The 23,176-nt window shown below is 48.4% G+C and carries 21 protein-coding genes; 13 read left to right on the forward strand and 8 right to left on the reverse strand.

Going from position 1 to position 23,176, the window contains the following annotated elements; genetic code table 11:
• Nucleotides 1-55: 55 nt before the first annotated feature.
• From cycA to U0008_RS07125, 4 genes are all read right to left on the reverse strand, one after another.
• Nucleotides 56-1,459 carry a D-serine/D-alanine/glycine transporter gene (gene cycA / locus U0008_RS07110; protein WP_025800841.1) on the reverse strand — a complete coding sequence of 468 codons (1,404 nt, stop codon included), beginning with the start codon at nt 1,457-1,459 and terminating at the stop codon, nt 56-58.
• Nucleotides 1,460-1,888: 429 nt separating this feature from the next.
• Nucleotides 1,889-2,473, reverse strand: a complete 585-nt coding sequence (mepS, locus tag U0008_RS07115) for a bifunctional murein DD-endopeptidase/murein LD-carboxypeptidase (protein WP_004096016.1) — start codon at nt 2,471-2,473, stop codon at nt 1,889-1,891.
• Nucleotides 2,474-2,872: 399 nt separating this feature from the next.
• Entirely contained in the window at nt 2,873-3,577 is a 705-nt protein-coding gene (locus U0008_RS07120) for a phosphatase PAP2 family protein (RefSeq protein WP_025800842.1), read from the reverse strand.
• A gap of 37 nt (nt 3,578-3,614) precedes the next feature.
• A complete protein-coding gene (locus tag U0008_RS07125) occupies nt 3,615-4,601 on the reverse strand; it encodes a CobW family GTP-binding protein (protein ID WP_043492113.1) in 987 nt (328 codons plus the stop codon).
• Between the two features lie 366 nt (nt 4,602-4,967).
• On the opposite strand from U0008_RS07125, the gene U0008_RS07130 reads away from it, so the two are divergent.
• From U0008_RS07130 to U0008_RS07140, 3 genes are all read left to right on the forward strand, one after another.
• Nucleotides 4,968-5,291 (forward strand): YmdA family protein, encoded by a 324-nt coding sequence (locus U0008_RS07130; RefSeq protein ID WP_043492115.1) that lies wholly within the window; start codon nt 4,968-4,970, stop codon nt 5,289-5,291.
• Nucleotides 5,292-5,519: 228 nt separating this feature from the next.
• Nucleotides 5,520-6,263 carry a GntR family transcriptional regulator gene (locus U0008_RS07135; RefSeq protein ID WP_025800845.1) on the forward strand — a complete coding sequence of 248 codons (744 nt, stop codon included), beginning with the start codon at nt 5,520-5,522 and terminating at the stop codon, nt 6,261-6,263.
• A gap of 179 nt (nt 6,264-6,442) precedes the next feature.
• Nucleotides 6,443-7,978 carry an EAL domain-containing protein gene (locus U0008_RS07140; RefSeq protein WP_043492117.1) on the forward strand — a complete coding sequence of 512 codons (1,536 nt, stop codon included), beginning with the start codon at nt 6,443-6,445 and terminating at the stop codon, nt 7,976-7,978.
• A gap of 81 nt (nt 7,979-8,059) precedes the next feature.
• Here U0008_RS07140 and U0008_RS07145 read toward each other — a convergent pair whose 3' ends face one another.
• The gene (locus U0008_RS07145) at nt 8,060-9,526 is read right to left on the reverse strand and encodes a mannitol dehydrogenase family protein (protein WP_043492119.1); all 1,467 of its coding nucleotides are present in this window, start codon (nt 9,524-9,526) and stop codon (nt 8,060-8,062) included.
• A gap of 449 nt (nt 9,527-9,975) precedes the next feature.
• Here U0008_RS07145 and uxuA point away from each other — a divergent pair, with 449 nt between their 5' ends.
• Complete coding sequence (gene uxuA / locus U0008_RS07150) at nt 9,976-11,166, forward strand: mannonate dehydratase (protein ID WP_025800848.1); 1,191 nt, start codon at nt 9,976-9,978, stop codon at nt 11,164-11,166.
• A 94-nt stretch (nt 11,167-11,260) separates the two neighbouring features.
• Here the strand turns inward: uxuA and yeiP are convergent, their stop codons facing one another.
• Nucleotides 11,261-11,833 (reverse strand): elongation factor P-like protein YeiP, encoded by a 573-nt coding sequence (yeiP, locus tag U0008_RS07155; protein WP_004096007.1) that lies wholly within the window; start codon nt 11,831-11,833, stop codon nt 11,261-11,263.
• Between the two features lie 157 nt (nt 11,834-11,990).
• Nucleotides 11,991-13,241, reverse strand: a complete 1,251-nt coding sequence (gene mtr / locus U0008_RS07160) for a tryptophan permease (protein ID WP_025800849.1) — start codon at nt 13,239-13,241, stop codon at nt 11,991-11,993.
• Nucleotides 13,242-13,541: 300 nt separating this feature from the next.
• On the opposite strand from mtr, the gene U0008_RS07165 reads away from it, so the two are divergent.
• From U0008_RS07165 to dagF, 8 genes are all read left to right on the forward strand, one after another.
• Nucleotides 13,542-13,796, forward strand: coding sequence for a YkgJ family cysteine cluster protein (locus U0008_RS07165; protein ID WP_071842617.1), 255 nt, complete (start codon nt 13,542-13,544; stop codon nt 13,794-13,796).
• An 80-nt stretch (nt 13,797-13,876) separates the two neighbouring features.
• Nucleotides 13,877-16,669, forward strand: coding sequence for a transcriptional regulator DagR (gene dagR, locus U0008_RS07170; protein WP_043492123.1), 2,793 nt, complete (start codon nt 13,877-13,879; stop codon nt 16,667-16,669).
• 131 nt (nt 16,670-16,800) lie between these two features.
• Nucleotides 16,801-17,232: a PTS sugar transporter subunit IIA gene (locus U0008_RS07175; RefSeq protein ID WP_162178816.1), complete on the forward strand. Its 432-nt coding sequence runs from the start codon at nt 16,801-16,803 to the stop codon at nt 17,230-17,232.
• Nucleotides 17,233-17,279: 47 nt separating this feature from the next.
• Nucleotides 17,280-17,765, forward strand: a complete 486-nt coding sequence (locus tag U0008_RS07180) for a PTS sugar transporter subunit IIB (RefSeq protein WP_025800852.1) — start codon at nt 17,280-17,282, stop codon at nt 17,763-17,765.
• A 58-nt stretch (nt 17,766-17,823) separates the two neighbouring features.
• Nucleotides 17,824-18,576, forward strand: coding sequence for a PTS mannose/fructose/sorbose/N-acetylgalactosamine transporter subunit IIC (locus tag U0008_RS07185; RefSeq protein WP_043492129.1), 753 nt, complete (start codon nt 17,824-17,826; stop codon nt 18,574-18,576).
• Nucleotides 18,573-19,439 carry a PTS system mannose/fructose/sorbose family transporter subunit IID gene (locus tag U0008_RS07190; RefSeq protein ID WP_025800854.1) on the forward strand — a complete coding sequence of 289 codons (867 nt, stop codon included), beginning with the start codon at nt 18,573-18,575 and terminating at the stop codon, nt 19,437-19,439. Before U0008_RS07185 ends, U0008_RS07190 begins: the two co-directional genes overlap by 4 nt.
• A gap of 11 nt (nt 19,440-19,450) precedes the next feature.
• A complete protein-coding gene (gene dgaE / locus U0008_RS07195) occupies nt 19,451-20,575 on the forward strand; it encodes a D-glucosaminate-6-phosphate ammonia lyase (RefSeq protein WP_043492132.1) in 1,125 nt (374 codons plus the stop codon).
• Complete coding sequence (dagF, locus tag U0008_RS07200; protein ID WP_043492136.1) at nt 20,562-21,305, forward strand: 2-dehydro-3-deoxy-phosphogluconate aldolase; 744 nt, start codon at nt 20,562-20,564, stop codon at nt 21,303-21,305. The genes dgaE and dagF overlap by 14 nt, the downstream gene beginning before the upstream one ends.
• A gap of 84 nt (nt 21,306-21,389) precedes the next feature.
• Here dagF and U0008_RS07205 read toward each other — a convergent pair whose 3' ends face one another.
• The gene (locus U0008_RS07205; RefSeq protein WP_043492138.1) at nt 21,390-22,568 is read right to left on the reverse strand and encodes a sugar efflux transporter; all 1,179 of its coding nucleotides are present in this window, start codon (nt 22,566-22,568) and stop codon (nt 21,390-21,392) included.
• A 335-nt stretch (nt 22,569-22,903) separates the two neighbouring features.
• Between U0008_RS07205 and U0008_RS07210 the strand changes: the two genes are divergently transcribed.
• Nucleotides 22,904-23,164, forward strand: coding sequence for a type II toxin-antitoxin system RelB/DinJ family antitoxin (locus U0008_RS07210; RefSeq protein WP_043492140.1), 261 nt, complete (start codon nt 22,904-22,906; stop codon nt 23,162-23,164).
• Nucleotides 23,165-23,176 lie beyond the last annotated feature (12 nt).

A 23,176-nucleotide genomic window follows, 5' to 3' on the forward strand; every position in this document is an offset into this window, starting at 1 on the left:
GAGATAAAAAAACGGGCCATATGGCCCGTTTTTGTTTAATCAGTGCAGCCTGTATCTATTGTGTGCTGCGACGTTTGCGAATGAACATCCAACCCAGTCCCAGAATAACAAACCAGATCGGCGTCACCATCAATGCCTGACGTGTATCAGCTTCCAGCGTGAGCAGTACGATGACAAACGCAAAGAAGGCAAGACACACCCAGCACATCAGCTTGCCAAAAGGCATTTTGTAGATAGATTTTTCATGCAGGTGAGGACGCTGTTTGCGGTAAACCATGTATGAGCACAGAATGATTGACCAAACAAACATGAACAAGATTGCTGATACCGTGGTGACCATCGTGAAGACGGTAACAACGTTAGGGATTAAGTAAATAAGTACCACGCCTCCCAGCAGACAAACGCAGGAGAACGTTAAACCTGATGATGGAACCGCGCGCTTAGACAGCAGGGCAAAACGCTTAGGCGCTACGCCATCCTGCGCTAAGCCATAAAGCATACGGCTGGTTGAAAAAACGCCGCTGTTGGCGGAGGAGGCCGCAGAGGTCAGCACCACGAAGTTAATGATGCTGGCAGCGGCAGGTAAACCTGCTAACACGAACAGTTCAACGAACGGGCTTTTATCTGGAACCACAGAGCTCCACGGTGTCACTGACATAATCATGATCAGTGCAAATACGTAAAACATAATGATGCGGATAGGAATCGAGTTAATCGCTCGTGGCAGTGATTTCTCAGGATCTTTCGTTTCGGCCGCCGTGGTTCCTACCAGCTCAATACCGACAAAGGCGAACACCGCAATTTGGAAGCCCGCGAAGAAACCACTTAAGCCTTTCGGGAACCAGCCACCGTCGTTCCAAAGGTTGCTAAATGAAGCCACGCTGCCGGTTGGTGATTCGAAATGCATTAACACCATACCTAGCCCGATCAAAATCAGTGCAACGATGGCCACGATTTTAATCATCGCAAACCAGAATTCCATTTCGCCGAACATTTTGACCGTTGCCAGATTCAGGCCTAACAGCAAAAGCACCACGGCAAGCGAGGCGACCCAATCAGAAAGTCCAGGGAACCAGAACTGCGCGTAGGCGGTTATTGCAACGACGTCGGCTATCCCAGTGACAACCCAGCAGAACCAGTATGTCCAACCGGTAAAATATCCAGCCCACGGGCCGAGTAAATCAGCAGCAAAGTCGCTAAAGGATTTATATTCAAGATTGGATAAAAGCAGTTCCCCCATTGCGCGCATCACGAAGAACAGCATAAAGCCGATGATCATGTAGACGAAAATGATCGAGGGGCCTGCAAGGCTGATCGTTTTGCCGGATCCCATAAACAGGCCGGTACCGATGGCACCACCGATAGCAATAAGTTGAATATGACGGTTGGTGAGATTACGCCGTAGATGCTCTTCCCCTTTTGCGGGGCTCGCGGCCTCAACTTTTACCTGCTCTACCATATTGTCTCTTCCTTTTACCTGTCTGTAAGTGGCATGTCTTCTGCTGATACTTCGCAGATGATTAGCTGCGGTGCAGCCTATAATTTTAGGTATATAAATGCATTGCGAAAGAGAACGACTCTTTCGCAGGACATCCAAGATATTAGGGAAGAAAATAAGAATTGAATACAAATAGATTAACTTAATGTTAATTTTTTGTTTTTTTATAGATCTCGATCCACAGTGATTTGTGATGCATTTCAAGCTGAGTCGGATAAAACATCCGTCCGATCACAAAATCACCGCAATAATCATTCAGCTTCAAGAACGGATTACAGAATATTGTGAAGGTGCTGATAAGGAGAAGCAGAGGGAGTCGGGCATAAAAAAACGCAACCGAAGTCGCGTTTTATTTGGCATTTAGGACAATCAGGTGTTTGTGCGTCTGGATTAGCTATGCGCCGGGTTGGTCAATACTCGACGAGCTTCACGATAACGGCCTTTCCAGTAGCTATCATTCAGGCTTGAAATAGTCACACCGCTGCTGGTGGAAGCATGAACGAATTGATCATTACCTAAATAGATACCGACATGGCGACCCGTTGAACCTGCACGGAACAGCACTAAGTCACCGATACGCAGCTTGGTACGCTGAATTTGGCGGCCAGTATCTTGTTGTTCTGATGTAGAGCGGGGCAGATCCAAACCAAATTGTTCACGGAAAGTACGCTGAACAAATGCTGAACAATCAATGCCACGTTTACTGTCGCCACCGAGGCGATAACGTACACCTTTCCAGGTTGCGTATTGATCCATAATTTTGGATTTAATATCCACATTACGAACCATTGCTTCAAATTCATCCTGAGAAGCTTGAAGTAAAAGACCATCTTTGTCTTTAACTGCATGCGTATCAGTTTGTGCGTATCTATCAGATGAAGAATGGTTTGCACTACATGCCGACAGAAGTACTGCGGCGGCGATAGCAGGTGCTAATCGCAAGATATATCTCAGAATCGGTTGAGACTTGACCATTGTAGAAGATTTTCCTTTTTGTCCTTAACGACGGAGTCGCTATCTATAAATGCCATTCAAGAGACTAATAATAGGATCCACATGTGACAATGTTTACACATGAAATCTGTGCGGTAGAGCACACTTTTGTCGCTATTATTCTCAAAAACTCAGAATCTATGCACAAACGTTGAAAGATTACCGGATCGAAATAGGTTTGGCGAGGCTTTTTGTTCATTTTAAAGAATAAGAAGCTGTTGTAATAATATGTAATATTTAAAGATTATTAAAAAAGATGTGCACGAGATGAAAAGGTCAAAAGAAAGGCAAGATGGTATAGGAATTATCTGAATGAGAACTTATGCAATATCTGATTTATCCCCCTTAATCGATTATATGGATTCAGGGGGAAGTGATGGATTATTGCGGACGATACTTGCCGGGCAAATGCCGGTCTAACAAGTTCAATAAGGCATCTGATGCAGGCGTGAGTAGCCACCAGCTTAGACCAACCAGCACAACGCTGAGGGAGCCTACGGCGATATCGCTAAACCAATGTGCACCAATCATGATGCGCGGCAGAATAAATACCACGAAGATCGCCAGTGCAATAATAAATGAGCGGAGCGTAAAGTAACGCAGCATGAATACGGCAAAAATAATCAACATCATGCCATGGTCGCCAGGGAAACTGTCGCTTGAACTGTCTTTGGTGTTAATTCCAGTAAGTTCTCCCACGCGATGAATGTGGGAGAAATAGTTAGTTGGACTCGCACGCTTAACGGGAAGAATATGACCCAGTTGGTTTAAAACCACCGCAGTCAGCAAGATTACCACGCCCAAAATTAGCATTCGGCGCTTGCCGTAACCATCTTGTTTGACAAAAAATGACAGATATAGCAATCCCATACACAGCAGTGCTATGGCGTCAAACGCACGATTATTGGTATAGGCGACTAAATAGAGAAAGGCGCGGTTGGTGACAAGATGATCGTTAAAAAAGAAAAAGATCGACGAGTCTATTGGGAACCAGAAACCGTGATTCGGAGCCAAATACCAAGAAAAGAATAAAGCGATGCCAAGGAGATTACACAAAATAATCCACGGCAGATTACGACGAGTCATGTGCTAAGCCTAACCTGTAAAAAATGAAAATATCTGTTTAATATGCTGTTTTAATACGCGCTTTTAAGAGCGCGCTTTGTAATGTGTTCCAGTCGGTTTCAGCGTCATGAATTAACTCGATGCGACTGTCCAGCGGCGTGGTTTGCTGCGTTTCAATATGAAAATCAGCGCCTTGTCTATTAACGATCAAGGTTCCTTCAGGGATCCGCAAGCTTCCTTTCACACGCACAACTGGTGCGAGACGTACCCATTCCAGCAACGCGACGGTGTCGAAACAGGTCTCCGCGTTGAATACCCATCCGCAGCTAAAATAGCCTTGACCCTGATTCAGTGAGCGACGCCAGTTTTGCCCTTCAGGCAGACGCAGAGCGGCGATGCCTGAAGCAGGCGCTTTACCATGATGGTGATGTTTAGCGTTAGGTAACTCGGCGATGTTTTCACGTGGGCTATCGAGCAATACCACATCAAGCTGCCCATGCTGGGTCGATACCAAGCGACGTCCTGAGCCAGCTTGCTGATACCAGCCATCGAGCTTCTCGCGATCGCTGTCGCTATAGGTGTCGTCTTTATTCGCCACAATGATATCTGCCGCGGCGAGCTGATCGCGGAAATTCTCGTTGCTGGTGTATTTGTCATCGCTAAGCTGGCGGGCATCAAGCACACAAAGCGTGGCTTTTAGCTCTAGCCAAGCTTGATAAGTATCAGATGTCAGCAGGTTTAGGATTTGTTTTGGATGTCCAAGCCCCGTGGGCTCAATCAGCAAGCGATCGGGTTTGGCTTGCTGCAACAACATATTCAATCCAACCTGCATGGGTAGGCCGTTAACGCAGCACATACATCCACCGGGGATCTCTTTTAACACGGCTCCGGTATCAGCCAACAGCGCACCATCAATCCCAATTTCACCAAATTCGTTGACCAAAACAGCCCATTTTTCATTCTCGGGTTTGTTTGCTAATAAGTGGCGTAGCGTGGTGGTTTTACCGCTACCCAAAAATCCAGTGATGAGATTTACTTTAGTCATTTAACGCCCCGATTTACCTGCTTTTCGACCAGAATATTACCATAATTACACACTATCTCAGGGGAGAGAAAGTGCTGCAACGTTAAACCAAAGTTAAACGAAAAAGAAAATATCGCAAAAATATTCGCTTCCGTTATCTACTGTGAGCTTGCTGATTTAGCCTTATTAAACGCTAATAATTTTCTCTATAGCATAGTTACCTGCTGTATATCGTCTGAACGACATTTTTTCTTAAGGTTTCCTGTTTTGGTGCCGTTGTGTTTTTTACAGACTGCTACCTTTAAATCACTCTCTATGCGCAGGATTTGCATGGATTGATGTATTTACCGGCTAGCGTGTATTTGTGTGAAAATCCAAGGGGTGACCATGAATAAGGTTTGGTTATCAATGCTTTTCGCTGTCGGCTTGGGATTGCCTTTTTTCTCTGGATTGATGTCTGAAGCTCAGGCAGGAAATGTGGGGGTCATTCGTTTTGTTGGCTCGATTGTTGAAGATGCCTGTGACGTTGGCATTGACAAGAATCGTATAAAAACCCGCTGTGACAACGGTGGCCGAACCGCAACGGTCAGTCATCCAATTAGCCAAATAGGTACGGCTCCCGTCGATCTCCCTATTTCAGTGGGAACCAGTCAATTAAACTGGATCAATTCCAAACATACCCTCGGTGTGTTAACCATTAATTATCATTAGATTTCTTTGCTAATTCTTTTCTCAATACTTTATAGGTTGGTGGATTCAAATGGGGTTTGGATTATGGTTATCCAGCCCCTGTTATTGATGTATTTTGCCGAGGTCATTTCTCTGCTGTGATATAATCAGACCAAATTAGGTAAGTGCTCCTATCATTTGGGGATTTGGTCTGGCCAATTGGTAAGCTAGACGATATTCGCCCACGTTATCGGTATAAAAGGTAGCAATATGAGATTGTATCAAGAAGTGGGCAATACTCTGCGTGAGCTGATTGCGCAAGGAGAGTATCCAATTGGCGAGCGTTTGCCCCCTGAGCGTGATATTGCAGAACAATTTAGCGTTAGCCGCAGCGTTGTTCGTGAAGCACTTATCATGCTCGAGCTGGAAAAACTGATTGATGTTCGTAAAGGTTCCGGCGTGTATGTTGTTGCTTTGCCGCAAAGCCAGCGACGTGCTGCGGTGACCGATCTCGATGAAAATACCTACGGCCCTTTTGAATTGCTTCAGGCAAGGCAGTTGCTGGAGAGCGAGATTGCGGCATTTGCGGCCGTTCAGGCAACCAAAGCCGACATCATGAAGATGCGAAAAGCGATTGAACAAGAACGCCAGTCATTGTCCTCAGGCACGATCGATGAAAGCGCCGATGAACTCTTCCACTGCCTGCTTGCGCAATCTACGCAAAACAGCGTGTTGGCCAGCATGGTTCACGACGCTTGGCAGGCAAGAAAACATAACCCAATGTGGAGTGGGCTGCACGTGCATACCAGCGATTTCAGCTACCGTTGGAATTGGTTAGACGATCACCAAAAGATTCTGCATGCCGTTTTACGTCGCGATGCTAAATCTGCGAAACAGGCGATGTGGCAGCATTTGGAAAACGTAAAAACTAAGTTGTTAGAAATCTCCGATCCCGAAGATCCAAGTTTTGATGGTTTTTTATTTGAATCAACTCCGGTGTTACAGAGCGAGTAGGCATTATACTTTTGTGAGTGCATTACTACCTTAACTGCACGCTATCAACGACGCTTCGCCGTTGGCTTTTTCATAAGCTTGTGCGGTAAGTTCCTATATTTCGCAATAGATTAGCTATTTATGGTCGTTTTTCGACATAATAAAAATAATATCCGTCGGGAATTACCGGTAACTGATATATGACACAGCTTTTTCGCTCAGCGAGTTTCCGCCCAGTAGCCAGACTTATCGTCTCTCTACTGGTCGTTATTTTAATTCTTATTATCGCCGTGTTGACTATTTCATGGCAGATTTCGCGTGGGATGGAGCGCGATATTGAGCAACGCCTGCAGCGTGCGATATCGCAATTTGATGCGACGTTACAAAATGCGGAGACTGCAGCGAATGCGGTGCATGATTATTTAGGTAAGGCCTGTAACACTGAAACGCAGGACGCGTTACGTTATCAGGTTACCGTTGTTCCAGATATCCGCACTGTTAATCTGGCTACTGGCGATAATGTTTACTGTTCATCTCTGGCGGGAAAATATTCGACCAGTGTGAGTACCAGTAAATATGTCGGTGGAATGTTATTGATGCTGAATGGTAATCCGGTAACGCCAAATCGTTCGCTTATTGCATTTCGCAAACCTTACGGCGAGCACAGCGTTTTGGTGGGCGTTGATGGCTATTATCTAAAGAATGTTTTGGAGCTACTGCAAACACCAACGGAAATTCATCTATTAGTCGGTACAAGTTGGATGGACAGTTCAGGCCATGTCTCCGATGAGAAATTCCAGCCCAATGGTACCAGCTATTTTAAGACATCAACGCGCTTCCCTTACACGGTTGCAACAGAAATTCCTACCAGCACCCATTGGGAATACGTCTGGGAGTACTCTTCTGGCAGCATTATTTTATTCCCACTCTTAGCTGTCTTATTGGGATTTGTGACCTACCGTACAATGGGGCGCGTGAATTCGCCTCTGTCCGAGCTGAGAAGCGGGTTGAAGAACCATGAGTTTATTCCGTTTATTCAACCCGTAGTTAGCGGTAATACTAACGATCTCACGGGATGTGAAGTGCTCATGCGTTGGCGTCATCCGCAGATGGGGATGATTGCACCTAATCAGTTTATTCCTTTAGCAGAAGAATCTGGGCTGATCGTGCCGATGACTCAGGATTTGATGGCGCAGGTGAGAGACTATTTTGCGCCTTTGGCGGAGCGTCTCCCTTATAACTTTCATTTCGGAATCAATATTAGCGCGAGCCATTTTAAAGATCTCAGTCTGGTTGAGGATTGCCGCCAATTTCTTGCCGCCTTTGAAGGGTATAAAATTCAGCTGGTATTAGAACTGACCGAGCGCCAACTCATTGTGCCAAGCGAGATGACGCATCGTATATTCCATGAGCTACACGAGCTTGGCGTATTTATTGCCCTGGACGATTTTGGTACTGGCCACTCAAGCTTGGCTTATCTGCGTGAATTCCATATTGATATTCTTAAGATTGACCAGAGCTTTATCCGCATGATTGGATCAGATGCGCTATCAGGGCATATCGTAGATAACGTGATTGATTTAGCTAAACGTCTGCAAATGGTGACAGTAGCAGAAGGGGTGGAAACACCGGAACAGGCGGAGCATCTTAAACAATATAACCTTGATTTTTTGCAGGGGTATTTATTCGGACGCCCAGAAGATCTCAAAATCTTTAGCGATAAGTGGCTGTTGTAGATGGTTTTAATACATCGATAGTGTGATCAGATTAAATTTACAATATTGGCTATCCCATGTGGGATAGCCAATTGACATGAATTATTTAACCAGTGCTGCGCAGGTGCTAGCCGCGCCATTTTTCACGAGTGCTAAATAAGCATGGATGACGGCTTCGACAAACGTAGCTTGTTTTGGCAACTCATCACCAAATACCGCTTTGATACCTAGCAATGCCTGAACGCGGGCTTCGCCTTCTTGGCTTTCAGCAACCACCGCCTTTAATGTTTCCACCATAGGATCACGAATATCAATATCTTGTTGATGATCGTCTACGCCGCCGACATAACGCATCCAACCCGCCACACCCAGCGCCAAGCATGGGAAAGCGCTACCGTGAGCAAGATGCCAACGAATGGAATCCAGCATGCGCTGAGGCAGTTTCTGGGTGCCATCCATCGCAATTTGCCAAGTGCGATGTTTCAGTGATGGATTACTGTAGCGCTCGATCAGACGGTCGGCATACTGACCTAAATCAACGCCGGTTACGCGTAGCGTCGGGGCTTGTTCTTGCAGCATTAAACGGTGTGCCGCGGTGCGATAGGCCTGATCTTCCATGCAATCATTAATGTGCTGATAGCCAGCCAGATATCCCAGATACGCGAGGAATGAATGGCTACCGTTAAGCATGCGCAGCTTCATTTCTTCGTAAGGCAGTACGTCACTCACCAGCTCTGCGCCAGCGATTTCCCACTGCGGGCGGCCTGCAACAAAATTGTCTTCCACAACCCATTGAATGAAAGGCTCACAGGCGATGCCGCAAGGATCTTCTACTCCAACGGCCTGTGCTACCTCAGCCAACGTTTCCTCCGTGGCGGCCGGTACAATGCGGTCAACCATGGTGCTTGGGAAGGTGACGTTAAATTCAATCCAAGCAGCCAGATTTTCATCGCGTGCCTTGGCTAATCCGAGAACCGCATTTTTAACCACGTGACCGTTTTCAGGGATGTTGTCGCAAGATAAAACGGTAAACGGTGCAAGGTTGCGTTCGTGGCGTAAACGTAAAGCTTCCACAATCACGCCTGGTGCCGAAGTTGGTGCCAAGGGAGTGGCTAAGTCGCGTTGGATCAAGGCATTATTGAGATCCAGCTTTCCGCTGCCAGGTTCAATGCAGTAGCCTTTTTCCGTGACGGTCAATGACACAATGGCGACCTGTGGTTCCGCCATTTTCTCGATAACGGCCTGAATGCCATCGATTTCTGAGTGCAGTGATTCATGCACTGAACCTACCACCACGGCCTGATTATGTTCAGCGCCTTTTTCCAATACGGTGTACAGATGATTTTGTTCGCGCAGCTGTTCAATCAACTTTTCGCCGCCGAACAGGTTAACTTCACAATAACCCCAATCTCCGCCTTGCTGATTAAGCACTCGGTCAGTCAGCAATGCCTGATGGGCACGATGAAAAGCACCAAAACCGAGGTGGACGATACGACTTTTTAAAAGGCTACGGTCATAAGTGGGCTGTTTTACACCGTCTGGCAAAGAGTGGTTGGCTAGGTTTTTCATGCTGAACTCCATTGAGAAGATGAACGTGGCAGACGGGAAAAAGTCTGTCAGCATCAGAACGGTAAAGCAAAAGATGTTAGACCACTTTGTCGCGCTTACGCTCACGGCATAAAAATACGTTTATGGCCTGAGAATTAATGCGGTCTGACATCTTCTAAGATCGCTAAAGTGGCTTGCAGTCTAAAGTCATATGACAGAAAATGAAATTGGTTAGTCCAAAATTCTAAAATATTCGTGAAGTGGATCAACCAATAGTGGATTGGGTTTTGACAGAAAACCAGCAAAGAGTAAGGTAAAAGCTAAATGATATCTGTGGTATTTGGTATAACAGCTTGAGTTTTTTACCCACTATTTTGCTGGAAACATCGAGAGATTGCTGCCAAAGCTGCCACAGAAGAATTCCCTTAATCATGATAAATCGTATTTTCACCCGCAGAAGGTAGAGACAGATGGAACAAACTTGGCGTTGGTATGGCCCGAACGATCCGGTTTCTTTGGATGATATTCGTCAGGCAGGCGCAACCGGTGTGGTCACCGCATTGCACCATATTCCTAACGGAGAAGTTTGGACAGTTGAAGAAATTGAGAAGCGTAAGGCTATCTTGGCGGCAAAAGGGCTGACATGGTCCGTGGTTGAAAGCGTTCCGGTTCACGAAGAGATCAAAACGCAAACCGGCAACTATCAACAGCACATCGACAACTACAAACTGTCTCTGCAAAATCTCGCGGCCTGCGGCATCGATACCGTTTGCTACAACTTTATGCCCGTTCTGGATTGGACACGTACCGATCTTGAATATGAATTGCCAGATGGCTCTAAAGCGCTGCGTTTCGATCAAATTGCGTTTGCGGCGTTTGAACTGCATATTTTAAAACGCCCAAATGCAGAAGCGGATTACACGGCGGAAGAACAAGTACAGGCTAAAGCCTATTTTGACGCCATGAGCGAAGCCGATATTGCTAAGTTAACAGGCAACATCATTGCGGGTTTACCCGGTGCGGAAGAGGGGTACACGCTGGATCAATTCCGCGCTCGTTTAGCCGAGTACGACGGTATTGATAAGGCTAAGCTACGCGAGCACATGGGCTATTTCTTGAAAGAGATTGTGCCTGTTGCCGAAGCGTGCGGCTTGAAGCTAGCGGTTCATCCTGATGATCCACCACGTCCAATTCTGGGGCTGCCACGCATTGTTTCAACCATCGAAGATATGCAATGGCTGAAAGAAACCGTTGATAGTATCTATAACGGCTTCACCATGTGCACAGGTTCATACGGCGTTCGTGGCGATAACGATCTGGTTAAGATGATTGAAACCTTCGGCGATCGTATTCATTTCACGCATTTACGTTCTACCTGTCGTGAGCAAAACCCGAAAACCTTCCATGAAGGTGCGCATTTGCAGGGTGATGTCGATATGTATTCCGTGGTGAAAGCGATTCTGACCGAAGAGCAACGTCGTCAGAAAGCAGGGGATATGCGTCCAATTCCTATGCGTCCCGATCATGGTCACCAAATGCTAGACGATCTGAAGAAGAAAACTAACCCAGGCTATTCTGCGATTGGTCGCTTGAAAGGTTTAGCTGAAGTGCGCGGCGTTGAACTTGCGCTTAAGCGTGCGCTGTTCCCTGAAATGAAATAATCATCGCGCACTATATTGCTGAAGATATATTGCTGAAGATAAAAAAAGGGACGCCATCGCGTCCCTTTTTGCTGTTTGGTGTGCAGAATCGTAATCAGTCAGCACGGCCCATAAAGCGACGTTCTTCAATATGGATGCGAATTTTTTCACCGCTGCTCAGATATTCAGGAACCTGAATCGTTAAGCCGGTGCTCATTACCGCAGGTTTGGTACGTGCGCTGGCAGAACCGCCTTTGATGCTTGGGCTGGTTTCAACGATTTCCATATCCACGGTCTGTGGCAGCTCAAGTGCCAGCACCTGACCATCCATGGTTAATACCTGAATGCCAGGCATTCCACCTTCAGGAATAAACAGCAGTTCTTCTTCGATCTGATCTTTTTTGAAGGTATATGGCGTGTAGTCTTCGTTGTCCATAAAGACGTATTCGTCACCGTCAATATACGAGAAGTTAACCTGACGACGGCTAAGAGAGATCTCTTCCAGAATGTCATCGCCCTTAAAACGTTCTTCAACTTTCAGACCGGTACGGATATCGGAGAAACGCATTTTGTACAGCGTGCTCGCGCCACGAGCGCTTGGGCTTTGTACATCGATATCGCGAACCAGCAGTAGTTTGCCGTTTAAAGTGACCGCCATACCGCGTTTAATTTCGTTAGCTCTTGGCATAAAAAAACCTTGTTAATGAGTTTGCAAATTCAGTCTTTAGCGTGTGGCGACACGTTACCCGCGCGGCGTTTTCTAGGCAAGAGGGGAAGATAAAAAAGCAGATAAATTTGACGCAAAATGCCGGAGCGGGCGCTCCGGCATCACAGTTTTTGACGAGTTATTGATAAACGGGTAACAAGTTCATCAGTGACAGAATATGTGCCACGGCGTTAATCAAACCAAAGGCAATAATAAACAGAATCATTGCTGAACCGCCCGGTGCGCGATAGGTCGCCTGTGGGAAACGTTTACGGCTTGCTCGCGCCATCATTGCCGGTACGATAACCGCCCAAATAGTGGCGGCTAAACCGGCAAAGCCGATGGCATAAAGGAAGCCATCTGGGAATGCAAGTGCGCCAATCGTTGGCGGCACGAAAGTGACCAATGCCGCTTTGGTACGGCCAGCACGGCTATCATCAAACTTAAAGAAGTCAGAGATAAAGTCGAACAGACCTAGGGAAACACCCAAGAACGAACTTGCCAACGCCATATAAGAGAACGCGTTAAGCAGCTGGTTGACAATGCTGCTGCTAGCAACGCTGCCCATCTGTTTTAGCAAACTGCCAATGTTACCGCCTTCAGCGATGATCTGCTGGAACGCCGCGCGGGTGATGTTCCCTTGGATCACATACTGCCAGAAGATGTAGATCGTCAGTGCGATAAGCGTACCGATAAACAGACTGCGAACCACTGACTTAGCGTCTTTATGATAATACTTCACCAGCCCCGGAACGTTACCGTGATAGCCAAAGGACGTTAGCAGGTAAGGAAGCGAAGCCAGCGCATAGGGCAAATAACTTGGTTTGTCTTCACCGGTATTAAACAAAACCGCAGGATCGACATGGGTGAACATATCACCGGTTGAAAGCAAGAAGGTAATCACCATGCCGCCAATCAGAATGGTGCTTAAGCGGTCAACCGCACGCGTCGATAACCAGACGATAAAGGCCACGACAATGGCGAATACCAAGCCTGCTGCGGTTTGCCCAACGCCAAAATAGGGTTCCAGCGTGTGGGTGATGATTGAACCCCCCGCTGAAATATAGGCATAGGTCAGAATGTAGAGAACGAAGGTGATGGAAAGCCCGTTCAACGAGTTCCAGCCTTTGCCTAGCAGATCGCCCACCATGGTGTGGAAGCTCGCGCCTGCCGGATAATTGAGATTGGCTTCTAATATCATTAGGCCAGAGATGTACATGCAGGCCCAGGTATAGATCAGTAGCAGGACAGAACCGGTAAACCAGACCCCAGCGGTGACGACCGGAATTGAAAACATCCCCGCACCGACGGCGGTTCCGGCAATAATCATCGCGCCCCCAAGGACTGACGGGCGGCGTATCGTTTGAGTCAAGGTATTCTCCATCGTCATGCTGTGCTCCTGATTAGCGGCATGCTAATTCTTATGTACTAGCTCAATGGTACGTGTTGTTTAATGAGAAGTAAACAGAGTAATGACGAGTGAGGTAAAAGAATTTGCCAGATTTTGTGCGAGAAAGTCGCGATGAGGCAGAAAGTTACGCGTTTAACCGCCGAATGATGTCGATTTATCGGTGTTTTTGCTGTGAGCTTTTACAGCAGAAAAAATGAAAACCCTGTATAAGTGGAGAGCGGATTTTCCGCTCGCTGACTCTGTCGCAGCTCATTTCAGACAGCCCACCGGAGTACTTCCATGGACTGCCGTTCCGATTGTGGAGCTTGTTGTATTGCTCCCTCAATTTCTAGCCCGATCCCCGGTATGCCTCACGGCAAACCCGCTAATACGCGCTGTGTTCAGTTGGATGATGACATGCGCTGCAAAATCTTTTTATCACCGCTCAGGCCCGCCGTATGTGGCGGACTTCAGGCCGCTGCGGATATGTGTTTTAGTCATCGAGATCAAGCCCTGAGCTATTTAATTCAGCTTGAGATAGCCACTGCGCCTTGATGCCGGTTCCCGCACATTAAGTTTTCGCGGTTTATGCTATGTTCAAAAATCGCGACTTAAGGGACGGGTTAGATCTCAGCATGAAACGTATAGACAGAATTTGCCAGGAATTAGAACGCTTAACATTGGGTCTGAACCAGACCGATTTGCAAAACGACGTTGCTTTCACCGCTGAAAGTATTGGTTTTAATCTTGGCCTCGCGCGTAATTCAGTAAGCAAAGATCTTAACCAACTGTGGAGTGAGCAACGGGTTATTAAGGTAAAAACCCGTCCGGTTTATTTCCTCCATCGCGAGGTGGTAGAAACACTCATTGGTCATGTGCTACCGGACCATCTCACCGAGGTTCGTTTTGTTAGCGAATTATTGCCAAGTGAAGACCCACTTATCGCCCGCGACCCTTTTACCGCGCTGATTGGTTACGACCGCAGCCTGAAACTGGCGGTGGAAAAAGGGAAGGCCGCGGTACTCTATCCCAGCGGTTTGCATGTTTTACTGACCGGCCCGTCGGGCGTGGGGAAAACCTATTTTGCCGAGCTGATGCATCAGTTTGCCTGCCAGCAAAGCGGCAATAACGCACTGCCGTTGGTCTATTTCAACTGTGCTGAATATGCGCACAACCCCGAGCTTCTCTCTTCTCATCTTTTTGGTCATCGGCAGGGCGCTTTTACCGGCGCAACCAGCGATAAAACTGGGCTTATTGAGCAGGCTGACGGTGGCTATCTGCTGCTGGATGAAATTCATCGCCTTCCTTATGAAGGGCAAGAAAAACTGTTTGCCCTGTTAGATAAAGGTGAATTTCGAGCGTTGGGCTCAAGTCATAAGGCGCGAGCGGTGAGTGTGCGCTTAATCTGTGCCACCACGGAACCGGTGAATTCCACGTTACTACGCACTTTCCAGCGACGAATTCAGGTTAGTATCGATCTGCCTGCCTTACGCGAGCGTTCAATGGAAGAGCAAATTGAGCTGATTACTGGATTCCTGCATCAGGAAAGTCGAAAAATCAGCCGCACCATTCGGGTCGATAAAGCGCTGCTGCTGTGGCTGCTAGAAAAACCGTTGGAAGGCAATATTGGCCAGTTGAAAAGTGATATCCAATTCTTGTGTGCTCAGGGCTGGGCGGCAGGCATGGGGCAGCAACACGATGTGCTGACGTTGGATAAAAAGCTGGTAGAGCAGTCGGTGATGCCGAGTGCGGACCAACGCTTGCTGGTCGATAGCATATTTGGTCAACAACAATGGCTGGATATCAGCGCAGATACCCTATCTGCGCTGAAACCCTCGTTGGGCGCGGCCGTGGGGCAAGAAGACAGCGACCTGTTTTACCGTTTTCTGACGCGTGAATATGTCAACCTACGCAACAGCAACGTGCCGCCGCAGGAAACGCTGGCTATCCTCAAAAACAAACTGCGCTCGATATTTGAATATGGTTTGTACAGCCGTGACACTGCGACGGTCGGTTACAGTGGCCAGCTTGAGCAGCGTTTAGCGCTGCTGATTGGCTACGTTGAGCAGGTGGTTGGGTTTACTCTGCCAGAAAACATGGTTAATCATCTGCGTAAGCACTTCCTCACCTTGCTGAGCTATGTCCAGCGCGGTTTGATTCCTCAGCTTTACTCTTCAAGCCTGATATTGGATCACTGCAAAGACGAATACAATAACGCGATGCAGCTTTGTCGTCGCATCGATGAAATATTTAATATTCAATGCCCTGCGACCGAAGTGGTGTATCTGTGCATGTTCCTAAAAGAGTGTCGCCAGCACCGCTGTGAAATTGACGATAGCCCCGAGCTTGGTGTTATTTTTATTGCCCACGGTGCTACGACGGCCACCAGTATGGCGCAGTATGTGAATCAGGTTTTAGAGCGTGAACTGCTCACCGCGATTGATATGCCGTTCGAGCAGTCAGTGCATGACACCTTGGAAGTGCTTACCAACCTGATCCGCAGCCGTGGCTACCGGCGCGTGATTCTGATGGTCGATATTGGTTCGCTGGTCCATTTTGGCAGCGCCATCAGCAAATTGTTCCAGTTTGAAGTATTGCTGCTGCCAAACATGACGCTGACCAGCCTGCTGGAGATTGGTCTGGATTTGACCTATGAATCTAGCGATTTTGCCGCGCTGAATGCGTTAATGCAGGAGAAACAAATTCCGTGCCATTGGTGTTCGCCCGAACAGGCCGGTGCGGGAAAAGTGCTGGTGGTGTCCTGCATTACCGGTATGGGAACCGCAGAGAAAATCCACAAGGTACTGTCAGAAAGCTTTGGTGAACTGATGGCGCAGGATACGCGCTTATTAATTCTGGATTACAACGAGGTTCGAAGCCTAGACCGTATTCAGCAGGTGCTGGCCCCTCATGAACGGCTGGTGGGTATTGTGGGGACGTTCCAACCGGGATTGCCGGACATTCCCTTTATCTCGCTGGAAGAGATGTTTTCAGAGCAAGGCCCCGAGCTGCTGCTTAGCTTGTTAAACCCCGATCTCAGCACTCAGGAACGCCGCTTAGAAGTTGAACGTAGTTCAATGCGGTTTATCAGTGCGCTAACGCTCGAAAGTATCATTAATCAGATTTCGGTGCTGAACCCTCGCCGTATCTTGCAGGAAATGGAGAGCGTCTTACAGCGGATCTGTCAGGCCTCAGACCTCAAACCGAGCCGACAAGTGACACTACGCTTCCTTATCCACTGCTGTTGCATGGTGGAGCGTATCGTGATTAGCCGTAAACCGTTACAGATGGCGCTGGAAACTCAGCAAGATATTGATGCTGCCGCTATGAGTGTCATCAAACAGGCGTTCGCTCCCATTGAGGAGGCGTATGCCATTCGTTTATCTGACGCAGAATTCATTTATATTTACGAGCTTCTCTACCGCTAGCCCGCACTCTGCGGGCTTTCTCTGCATACCTCCTCGATAAAAAACGCGCCGTGACACAATGCTGGCACGGGCGTTGCTATATCAGCCATAGAAACCTTTTATTTCTTTGACTGAATGCCAGGAGGCTCATTTTGTCTACCACCGCTTCACATTCCCTACCACAGATTTTACTGCTCACTCACGGTGGCTGGGGCAGCCAGCTTTGCGCCAGTCTACGAATGGTTGCCGGAGATATTCAAGGCGTGGCCGAAATTGCGCTCATGCCGGTCGATACCTTTAGCGAGTTTTTTCAGCGCGTTGAACAAGCCGTAATGGCCATGCCAAAAGGATCACTAATCCTGACCGATTTTATCGGTGGAACCACGTCAAACGTGGCGGCTCGGCTGAGTGTGGATTATCCAATCGGCGTGATTTGCGGCCTGAATGCGTCGCTGCTGCTACAGGCTTTAGAGCTGCGAGAAACCGGTTTATTGACCGATGCAATCGAACAGCTGGTTGAGGCTGGGCGCGACAGTTGCCTCGACGTGGTGGCGCATATCAATAGCCTTCAGAGCAACGCATAACCCATTAAATCCGAAATATAAAACCGAATAACGAAAAGGAAAATCACATGGCTAGCATCGTTTTATGTCGTATCGACAGTCGTTTAATTCATGGTCAGGTTGTTACTAAGTGGGTTGGACAATCTCAAGCAAACCGCATTGCGGTGGTCAGCGACGAACTGGACGCCGATCCGTTTATGAAAAATATCTATCTGATGGCGGCACCGCCAAGCATCAAAGTGGATTGCTACAGCAACAGCAGTTTTGCCGCCGCGTGGAAAGAAAATCAGCTGGGTGAAGGAAAAGTGCTGGTGCTGTTCCCATCGCTGACGGCGGTGCAAGACGCCGTGCATCAAGGCTTTGATGTGCAGACTATTCAGGTAGGGGGATTAGGCGGTGGCCCAAGCCGCAAAGCCGTGTTCCAAAATATTACGCTAGACGACAAAGATGTGGGCATTTTGGGCGATCTGAAAGATCACGGCATTAAGGTGTTCTTCCAAACCATTCCAGAAGATAAGCCGCAGTCGCTAGAAGACATTCTAAAAAAATATTAATCGTCTTTGAGTACCAACTTTGACTGTTGACCATTGATTTTGACCAGAGGAAATCACTATGGATACCTTGTTTATTGCTATCAGCATGGGGCTGTATTACTGGTTTGCCCGTTTACGTCTTGGGTACACCTTTTCAGGCATGCTGGTTCAGCCGATTGTTATTGCCGTGTTCGTTGGGGTGATTTTGGGCGATATGCAAACCTCAATGATTATTGGGGCGGGCATGCAGTTGGTTTATCTCGGCGTGACATCAACGCCGGGCGGTAATGTGCCTTCCGATCCGGCTCTTGCAGCCTGCATTGCGATCCCCATTGCCGTTCAGGCCCATATGGAGCCTAACTTAGCTATCGCGCTGGCGATTCCGTTTGGCGTGATCGGCGTCTTCGTCGACCAGCTTCGCCGTACGCTGAATGCGGCGTGGGTGCATATGGCGGACAAATACGCCGAAGAGGCCAATACCGGCGGCATTATGCGTTGCGCCTTTTTATATCCGGCGTTGCTGGGGTTGGTTCTGCGTTTCCCGGTGGTATTCGGTGCCAACTATTTCGGTCAGAGCGTGGTCGAGAAGTTCCTTGCCTTGATGCCGCATTGGTTAACGCACTCCTTTGAAATTATGGGCGGCATCCTTCCCGCGCTCGGTTTTGCCATCACCATTATGGTGATTGGTAAGAAAAGCCTGCTGCCTTGGTTTATCGGTGGTTTCTTCGCGGTGCTTTATCTCAAAGTCGACATCATGGCGATGGCTATTTTCGGCACCTGCGTGGCGTTTTTGGTGAAAGGTTTGGCAAAGAATGAAGGAGCATCATCATGAGTGAATCAACCCCAGATATCATGCAGCACGAATTAGTCGAGCGTGCCCGCCAGAGTTCGGCGCTCACCAAAGGCGATATCACCAAAGCGTGGTTTATTTATTGGCTGGGTGCTGAGGTTTCCAGCTCCTATGAACGTCTGCAAAGCCTGATCTTCTGCGCCTCGATGACGCCGATTATCAAAAAACTTTATCCCGAAAAAGAAGAGAGAGCCGAAGCGTTAAAGCGCCATTTGAACTTCTTCAACACTGAACAAACGTTTGGTGCGGTGATCCAAGGCGTTGCTATCGCCATGGAAGAACAGAAGACGCGCGGTGAACCCATTTCAGATGCATCGATCACCGGGATCAAAACGGGATTGATGGGGCCACTGGCAGGTATCGGTGACTCGGTAATTTGGGCGGCGGTAATGCCTTTGCTCATCGCTATCTTTATTCCATTTGCAGCCAAAGGCAGCGCATTCGGCGGGATCCTGCCACTGGTGCTTTACACCGGTATTACGCTGGCGGTCAGCTACGGGCTGGTACACAAAGGCTATACCCTTGGGCGCGATTCCATCATCACCTTGTTGCAAGGCGGGCGAATTAAAGAGCTGATTTATGGTGCCAATGTGCTGGGGTTAATCATGATGGGCGCGCTATCGGCAAGCTACGTCAAGATAACCTCACCGCTTAAAATCAGCGCGCTTGAAGGATCGGAAATTGTCGTACAGCAGATTTTAGATTCCATTGCGCCTGGGCTTTTGCCGCTGGCCGCGGTGTTCTCTATCTACTTCTATCTCACCAAAAAAGGCCCGCGTTATACCACGATTTTGCTTTCGGTGGTGGTGATTAGCGTGGTGTGTTCGCTGCTTGGTGTGCTGTAAGGAGAGTTGCAATGAATCAAAATATTTACCAACGCCTAGGGCTAAAACGTGTGATTAACGCCTGCGGGAAAATGACTATTCTGGGCGTTTCAGCGGTATCACCTGAAGTAATGGCCGCAACGGCTGAGGCCGCAGGGGCGTTTGTGGAAATTGATGCGTTGGTCGATCGCACCGGCGAGTTGGTGTCAACGCACACCGGTGCGCAGGATAGCTATATAACCTCTTGCGCGTCGGCGGGGATTGCCATTGCGGTGGCGGCGGTTATCACGCGCGGTGAACCAGACCGCGTAGCGATGATGCCGGACAGCGCCGGTATGGCCAACGAAATTCTCATCCTGCGCGGTCATAACATTGATTATGGCGCGCCAATCACCAGCGCCATTCGTTTGGGTGGCGGGCGCATTGTTGAAGTGGGGCAGAGTAACTTGGCTGCGCGCTGGCAGCTTGAGAAAGCGGTTAGCGAACGCACGGCGGCGCTGCTGTTTGTGAAATCTCACCACAGCGTACAAAAAGGCATGCTCACGCTTGAGGATTTTGTGGCGGTCGCTAAACAGTTCCAACTGCCACTCATTGTTGACGCCGCCGCCGAAGAAGATTTACGCCAATACGTTGCCCGTGGTGCCGATATGGTGATTTACAGCGGAGCCAAAGCGTTCAATGCACCAACGTCAGGCTTTATCACGGGCGGGCGTGAGTGGATCCGCTGCTGCAAAGCTCAGCATCACGGAATTGCGCGAGCAATGAAAATTGGCAAAGAAAACATGGTCGGTTTGGTGAAAGCGCTGGAGCTTTATGGCGAAGGTATCGCCAATATGACGCCAGAAAAACTAACCCCCACGGTCGAGGCGATCTCGGCACTGCGCGGATTTAGCGCCGAGATTGAGCAAGACGAAGCGGGACGCGAGATTTGGCGTGTTCAGGTACGCGTTCACCCTGATATTTTGGGCATAGATGCGCGGCAGGTTGAAGCGATGCTACGAACCGGTGACATCGCTATCTACACGCGTCGATACTTCCTGCATCAGGGTGTTTTCAGTATCGATCCCCGCACATTAGATCACCATGATTTAACCACGATCGTTGAAAGACTGGCACAGATCGCCGGTGAACAGGAAAAGCATTATGCAAAGCATTAATTTTTACCAAGGGCGCGTAGCCATCAACGTGCTGGCCAAAAATATTGAAAATGCGCGAGCGGTGTATGACGCTGCCGAAGGCCATGCGGTGATTGGCGTGTTGTCGGCACAGTTCGACAATGTGGCGCAGGGCATTGAAGAAGTTAAACGCTGGCAGCTGCAGGTGCCTTCGATTTCAGTAGGGCTGGGGGCGGGCGATCCTGCTCAGTTTTATAAAGCCGCGATGATTGCCGCCGCTACCGGTGCTGCACATGTTAACCAAACTTTCACCGGATGTGGCTTCGCCGCCGGTGCGCTGGCTCAGGCTGGGCAGTCGCATACGCATATCAATGCGCTAGTGAGCCCAACGGGAAACATCGGGCAGGTACAAATTTCAACCGGCGAGCGCAGTGCCAAGGGGGACAAAGCCATTGTTTCCTGCGATAGCGCGGTGAATATGATGTTGGATATGGGCGCGCACGCGGCGAAGTTTTTCCCTATGGGCGGGGAGCGTAGCTTAGCTGAGCTAAAAGTCTTGGCGGAAAGCGCGGCGCGTAACGGTATGACGCTGATAGAACCGACGGGCGGCATCGATTTAGACAACTTTGGGGTTATTTTACAAACCTGTTTGCAGGCTGGCATGAAACGAGTGATGCCACACGTCTATACCTCGATTATCGATCCACAAAGTGGTGAGACACGGCCAGAAGATATCAAACACCTGATGGATATGATCAAAGCCATTGTGTAGATAACGCAGTAATGCACCGAAACGCTGGGATCTTATTTCCAGCGTTTTTGTTCCTATAGATCGTATTCCTATCAACCGTAGAGATTACGCTTCTTTGATTTTCCACATGCAAGCCACGCCCGCAATCAACAAAACCAGCGAAACAAAAAACACGGCGTAGTAGTTCCAGAATTCTGCAATAAAACCAGCCACAGAACCTGCAAATATCCAGCCGGTACGCCCCGCAGTGGTAAATAAGGTGGTGGCTGAACCTGCCTGACCGGGCATTAAATCCTGAAAATACAGCATGCCGATTCCGGCCAAAATACCGATAAAAACGGCGTTGAGGAGCTGTAGCGCCAGCAGTGCCCACGGTGCGGTTAAGAATAATAGGCCAGCATAAAAAGCCAAGCCTGCGGCGAGTGCAACCATCATCAAAAAGCGTTTACCTAAGCGCTTAGCGTAATAGCCCGCGATGAGCATGGTTGGAATTTCTAGGCCTGCGGCGGTGCCCATCATCACGCCAGCCAGTTTATCCGGTAAATGCAGTTCATGAATGATGTACAACGGCATATTGATGAGATACATGCTGTTGCAGGTCCACATCAACGTGCAGGCAGCAAAGAGCAACAGCGTGTCGCGACGATTGCGACGGGGCGCATCCAGCACTTCTGTGGTGCGTACCACTGTTTTTGGCATCGAAGGCAGTGTGTACCACACAATCAAACCGCAGACTAAAAACGTCGCCATCGCCGCCATATACATAAACGGAAAGCCAAAACCGAGCGCTAGCGCGAATGAAATTGGTGGCCCAATCACCCACGCCAGAGAGACTTGCGCACGCAAAATTGAGCTGAACATCACCGCTTCTTTACCGGTTTTATCTGCGTATTCACGAGCCAGAGCAAACATCTGTGGGTTGGCGGTGGAACCAAAACTGGTGAGCATGACGCCGACGACGAGCAATAAATAATAGTTACGGTTATAGGCAAACAGTAGACAGCCCGCAGCGCCAAGAATGCAGCACAATAAAATCAGCTTTTTGCGATCGCCTGAGCGGTCTGAGCGAGCGGCGAGAAACTGACTAACGATGATCCCAATCACCGCGCTGCCGGTATAAAACAACCCAACCATGAACGGGCTTTTAACCACTTCGGTGGAGAGAAACAGGCTGAGCGTTGGTGTTTGTAATGCACCTGCAATACCGGTCAAAAAAGCCACAATCAAGAATGAGGTGGAGGTTAAATCGGGCAGACGGCGGAGTGCGGTCGAATACATGCGCATAGGTTTATCAGGGATCAGTCAGAGGTAAACGGAGAACTTCAGGGCGGGCATGTTACGCTCGAATGTTAAAAATGAAAAGCTGTTTCAGCCTCTCGAATGTAAGAAAGTCATACAAAAGATAGGGAATAGATTATGCACAATAATAAATGGATAGCAGGCTGAAAATAGTTTGCGAAGAGCATTCCACTATTTTTCCTTGGTTCTGACTTTTATCCGTAAAACGCAATAATGGCGGGAAGTATAAATACGGAGAAAGAACGATGAATTCACTTGTTTTGTGGCTACGATGTAGCTACATTTGTGGTTATAAAACACTCAGTTCATGGAGCGAAGTTATGACCAAAAGTGATGTGGTAAGAGCCCGAGTTTCCCCTGCGGTTAAAGTGGCCGCCATGGAGAATGCCAGCGCGTTAGGAACCGATCTTTCAACGATCATCCGGTTATTAGTTAATCAGATAGCCGTGACGGGCGAAGTACCAGCGGAATTGCTTAAGCCTAATGCAAAAACGCTGAAGGCGATCCGCGATCTGGAAGCCGGTATCGGTGTGAATCGGGCCAGCGATATTGATGAATTAAAGGTAGATCTCGGCTGGTAGCGAGTTGAGAAA

The sequence above is a fragment of the Hafnia alvei genome (genome assembly GCF_034424155.1).
GTDB lineage: Bacteria > Pseudomonadota > Gammaproteobacteria > Enterobacterales > Enterobacteriaceae > Hafnia > Hafnia alvei.

Bases quoted from the DNA above. Each gene is read 5' to 3' on its own strand.
- U0008_RS07135 (WP_025800845.1), top strand. From the start codon at position 5,520: ATGAGATTGTATCAAGAAGTGGGCAATACTCTGCGTGAGCTGATTGCG.
- U0008_RS07180 (WP_025800852.1), top strand. From the start codon at position 17,280: ATGGCTAGCATCGTTTTATGTCGTATCGACAGTCGTTTAATTCATGGT.
- U0008_RS07145 (WP_043492119.1), bottom strand. From the start codon at position 9,526: ATGAAAAACCTAGCCAACCACTCTTTGCCAGACGGTGTAAAACAGCCC.
- dagF (WP_043492136.1), top strand. From the start codon at position 20,562: ATGCAAAGCATTAATTTTTACCAAGGGCGCGTAGCCATCAACGTGCTG.
- U0008_RS07140 (WP_043492117.1), top strand. From the start codon at position 6,443: ATGACACAGCTTTTTCGCTCAGCGAGTTTCCGCCCAGTAGCCAGACTT.
- dagR (WP_043492123.1), top strand. From the start codon at position 13,877: ATGAAACGTATAGACAGAATTTGCCAGGAATTAGAACGCTTAACATTG.
- cycA (WP_025800841.1), bottom strand. From the start codon at position 1,459: ATGGTAGAGCAGGTAAAAGTTGAGGCCGCGAGCCCCGCAAAAGGGGAA.
- mepS (WP_004096016.1), bottom strand. From the start codon at position 2,473: ATGGTCAAGTCTCAACCGATTCTGAGATATATCTTGCGATTAGCACCT.
- U0008_RS07190 (WP_025800854.1), top strand. From the start codon at position 18,573: ATGAGTGAATCAACCCCAGATATCATGCAGCACGAATTAGTCGAGCGT.
- U0008_RS07165 (WP_071842617.1), top strand. From the start codon at position 13,542: ATGGACTGCCGTTCCGATTGTGGAGCTTGTTGTATTGCTCCCTCAATT.
- dgaE (WP_043492132.1), top strand. From the start codon at position 19,451: ATGAATCAAAATATTTACCAACGCCTAGGGCTAAAACGTGTGATTAAC.
- uxuA (WP_025800848.1), top strand. From the start codon at position 9,976: ATGGAACAAACTTGGCGTTGGTATGGCCCGAACGATCCGGTTTCTTTG.
- U0008_RS07185 (WP_043492129.1), top strand. From the start codon at position 17,824: ATGGATACCTTGTTTATTGCTATCAGCATGGGGCTGTATTACTGGTTT.
- U0008_RS07205 (WP_043492138.1), bottom strand. From the start codon at position 22,568: ATGCGCATGTATTCGACCGCACTCCGCCGTCTGCCCGATTTAACCTCC.
- U0008_RS07210 (WP_043492140.1), top strand. From the start codon at position 22,904: ATGACCAAAAGTGATGTGGTAAGAGCCCGAGTTTCCCCTGCGGTTAAA.
- U0008_RS07120 (WP_025800842.1), bottom strand. From the start codon at position 3,577: ATGACTCGTCGTAATCTGCCGTGGATTATTTTGTGTAATCTCCTTGGC.
- U0008_RS07130 (WP_043492115.1), top strand. From the start codon at position 4,968: ATGAATAAGGTTTGGTTATCAATGCTTTTCGCTGTCGGCTTGGGATTG.
- U0008_RS07125 (WP_043492113.1), bottom strand. From the start codon at position 4,601: ATGACTAAAGTAAATCTCATCACTGGATTTTTGGGTAGCGGTAAAACC.
- mtr (WP_025800849.1), bottom strand. From the start codon at position 13,241: ATGACGATGGAGAATACCTTGACTCAAACGATACGCCGCCCGTCAGTC.
- yeiP (WP_004096007.1), bottom strand. From the start codon at position 11,833: ATGCCAAGAGCTAACGAAATTAAACGCGGTATGGCGGTCACTTTAAAC.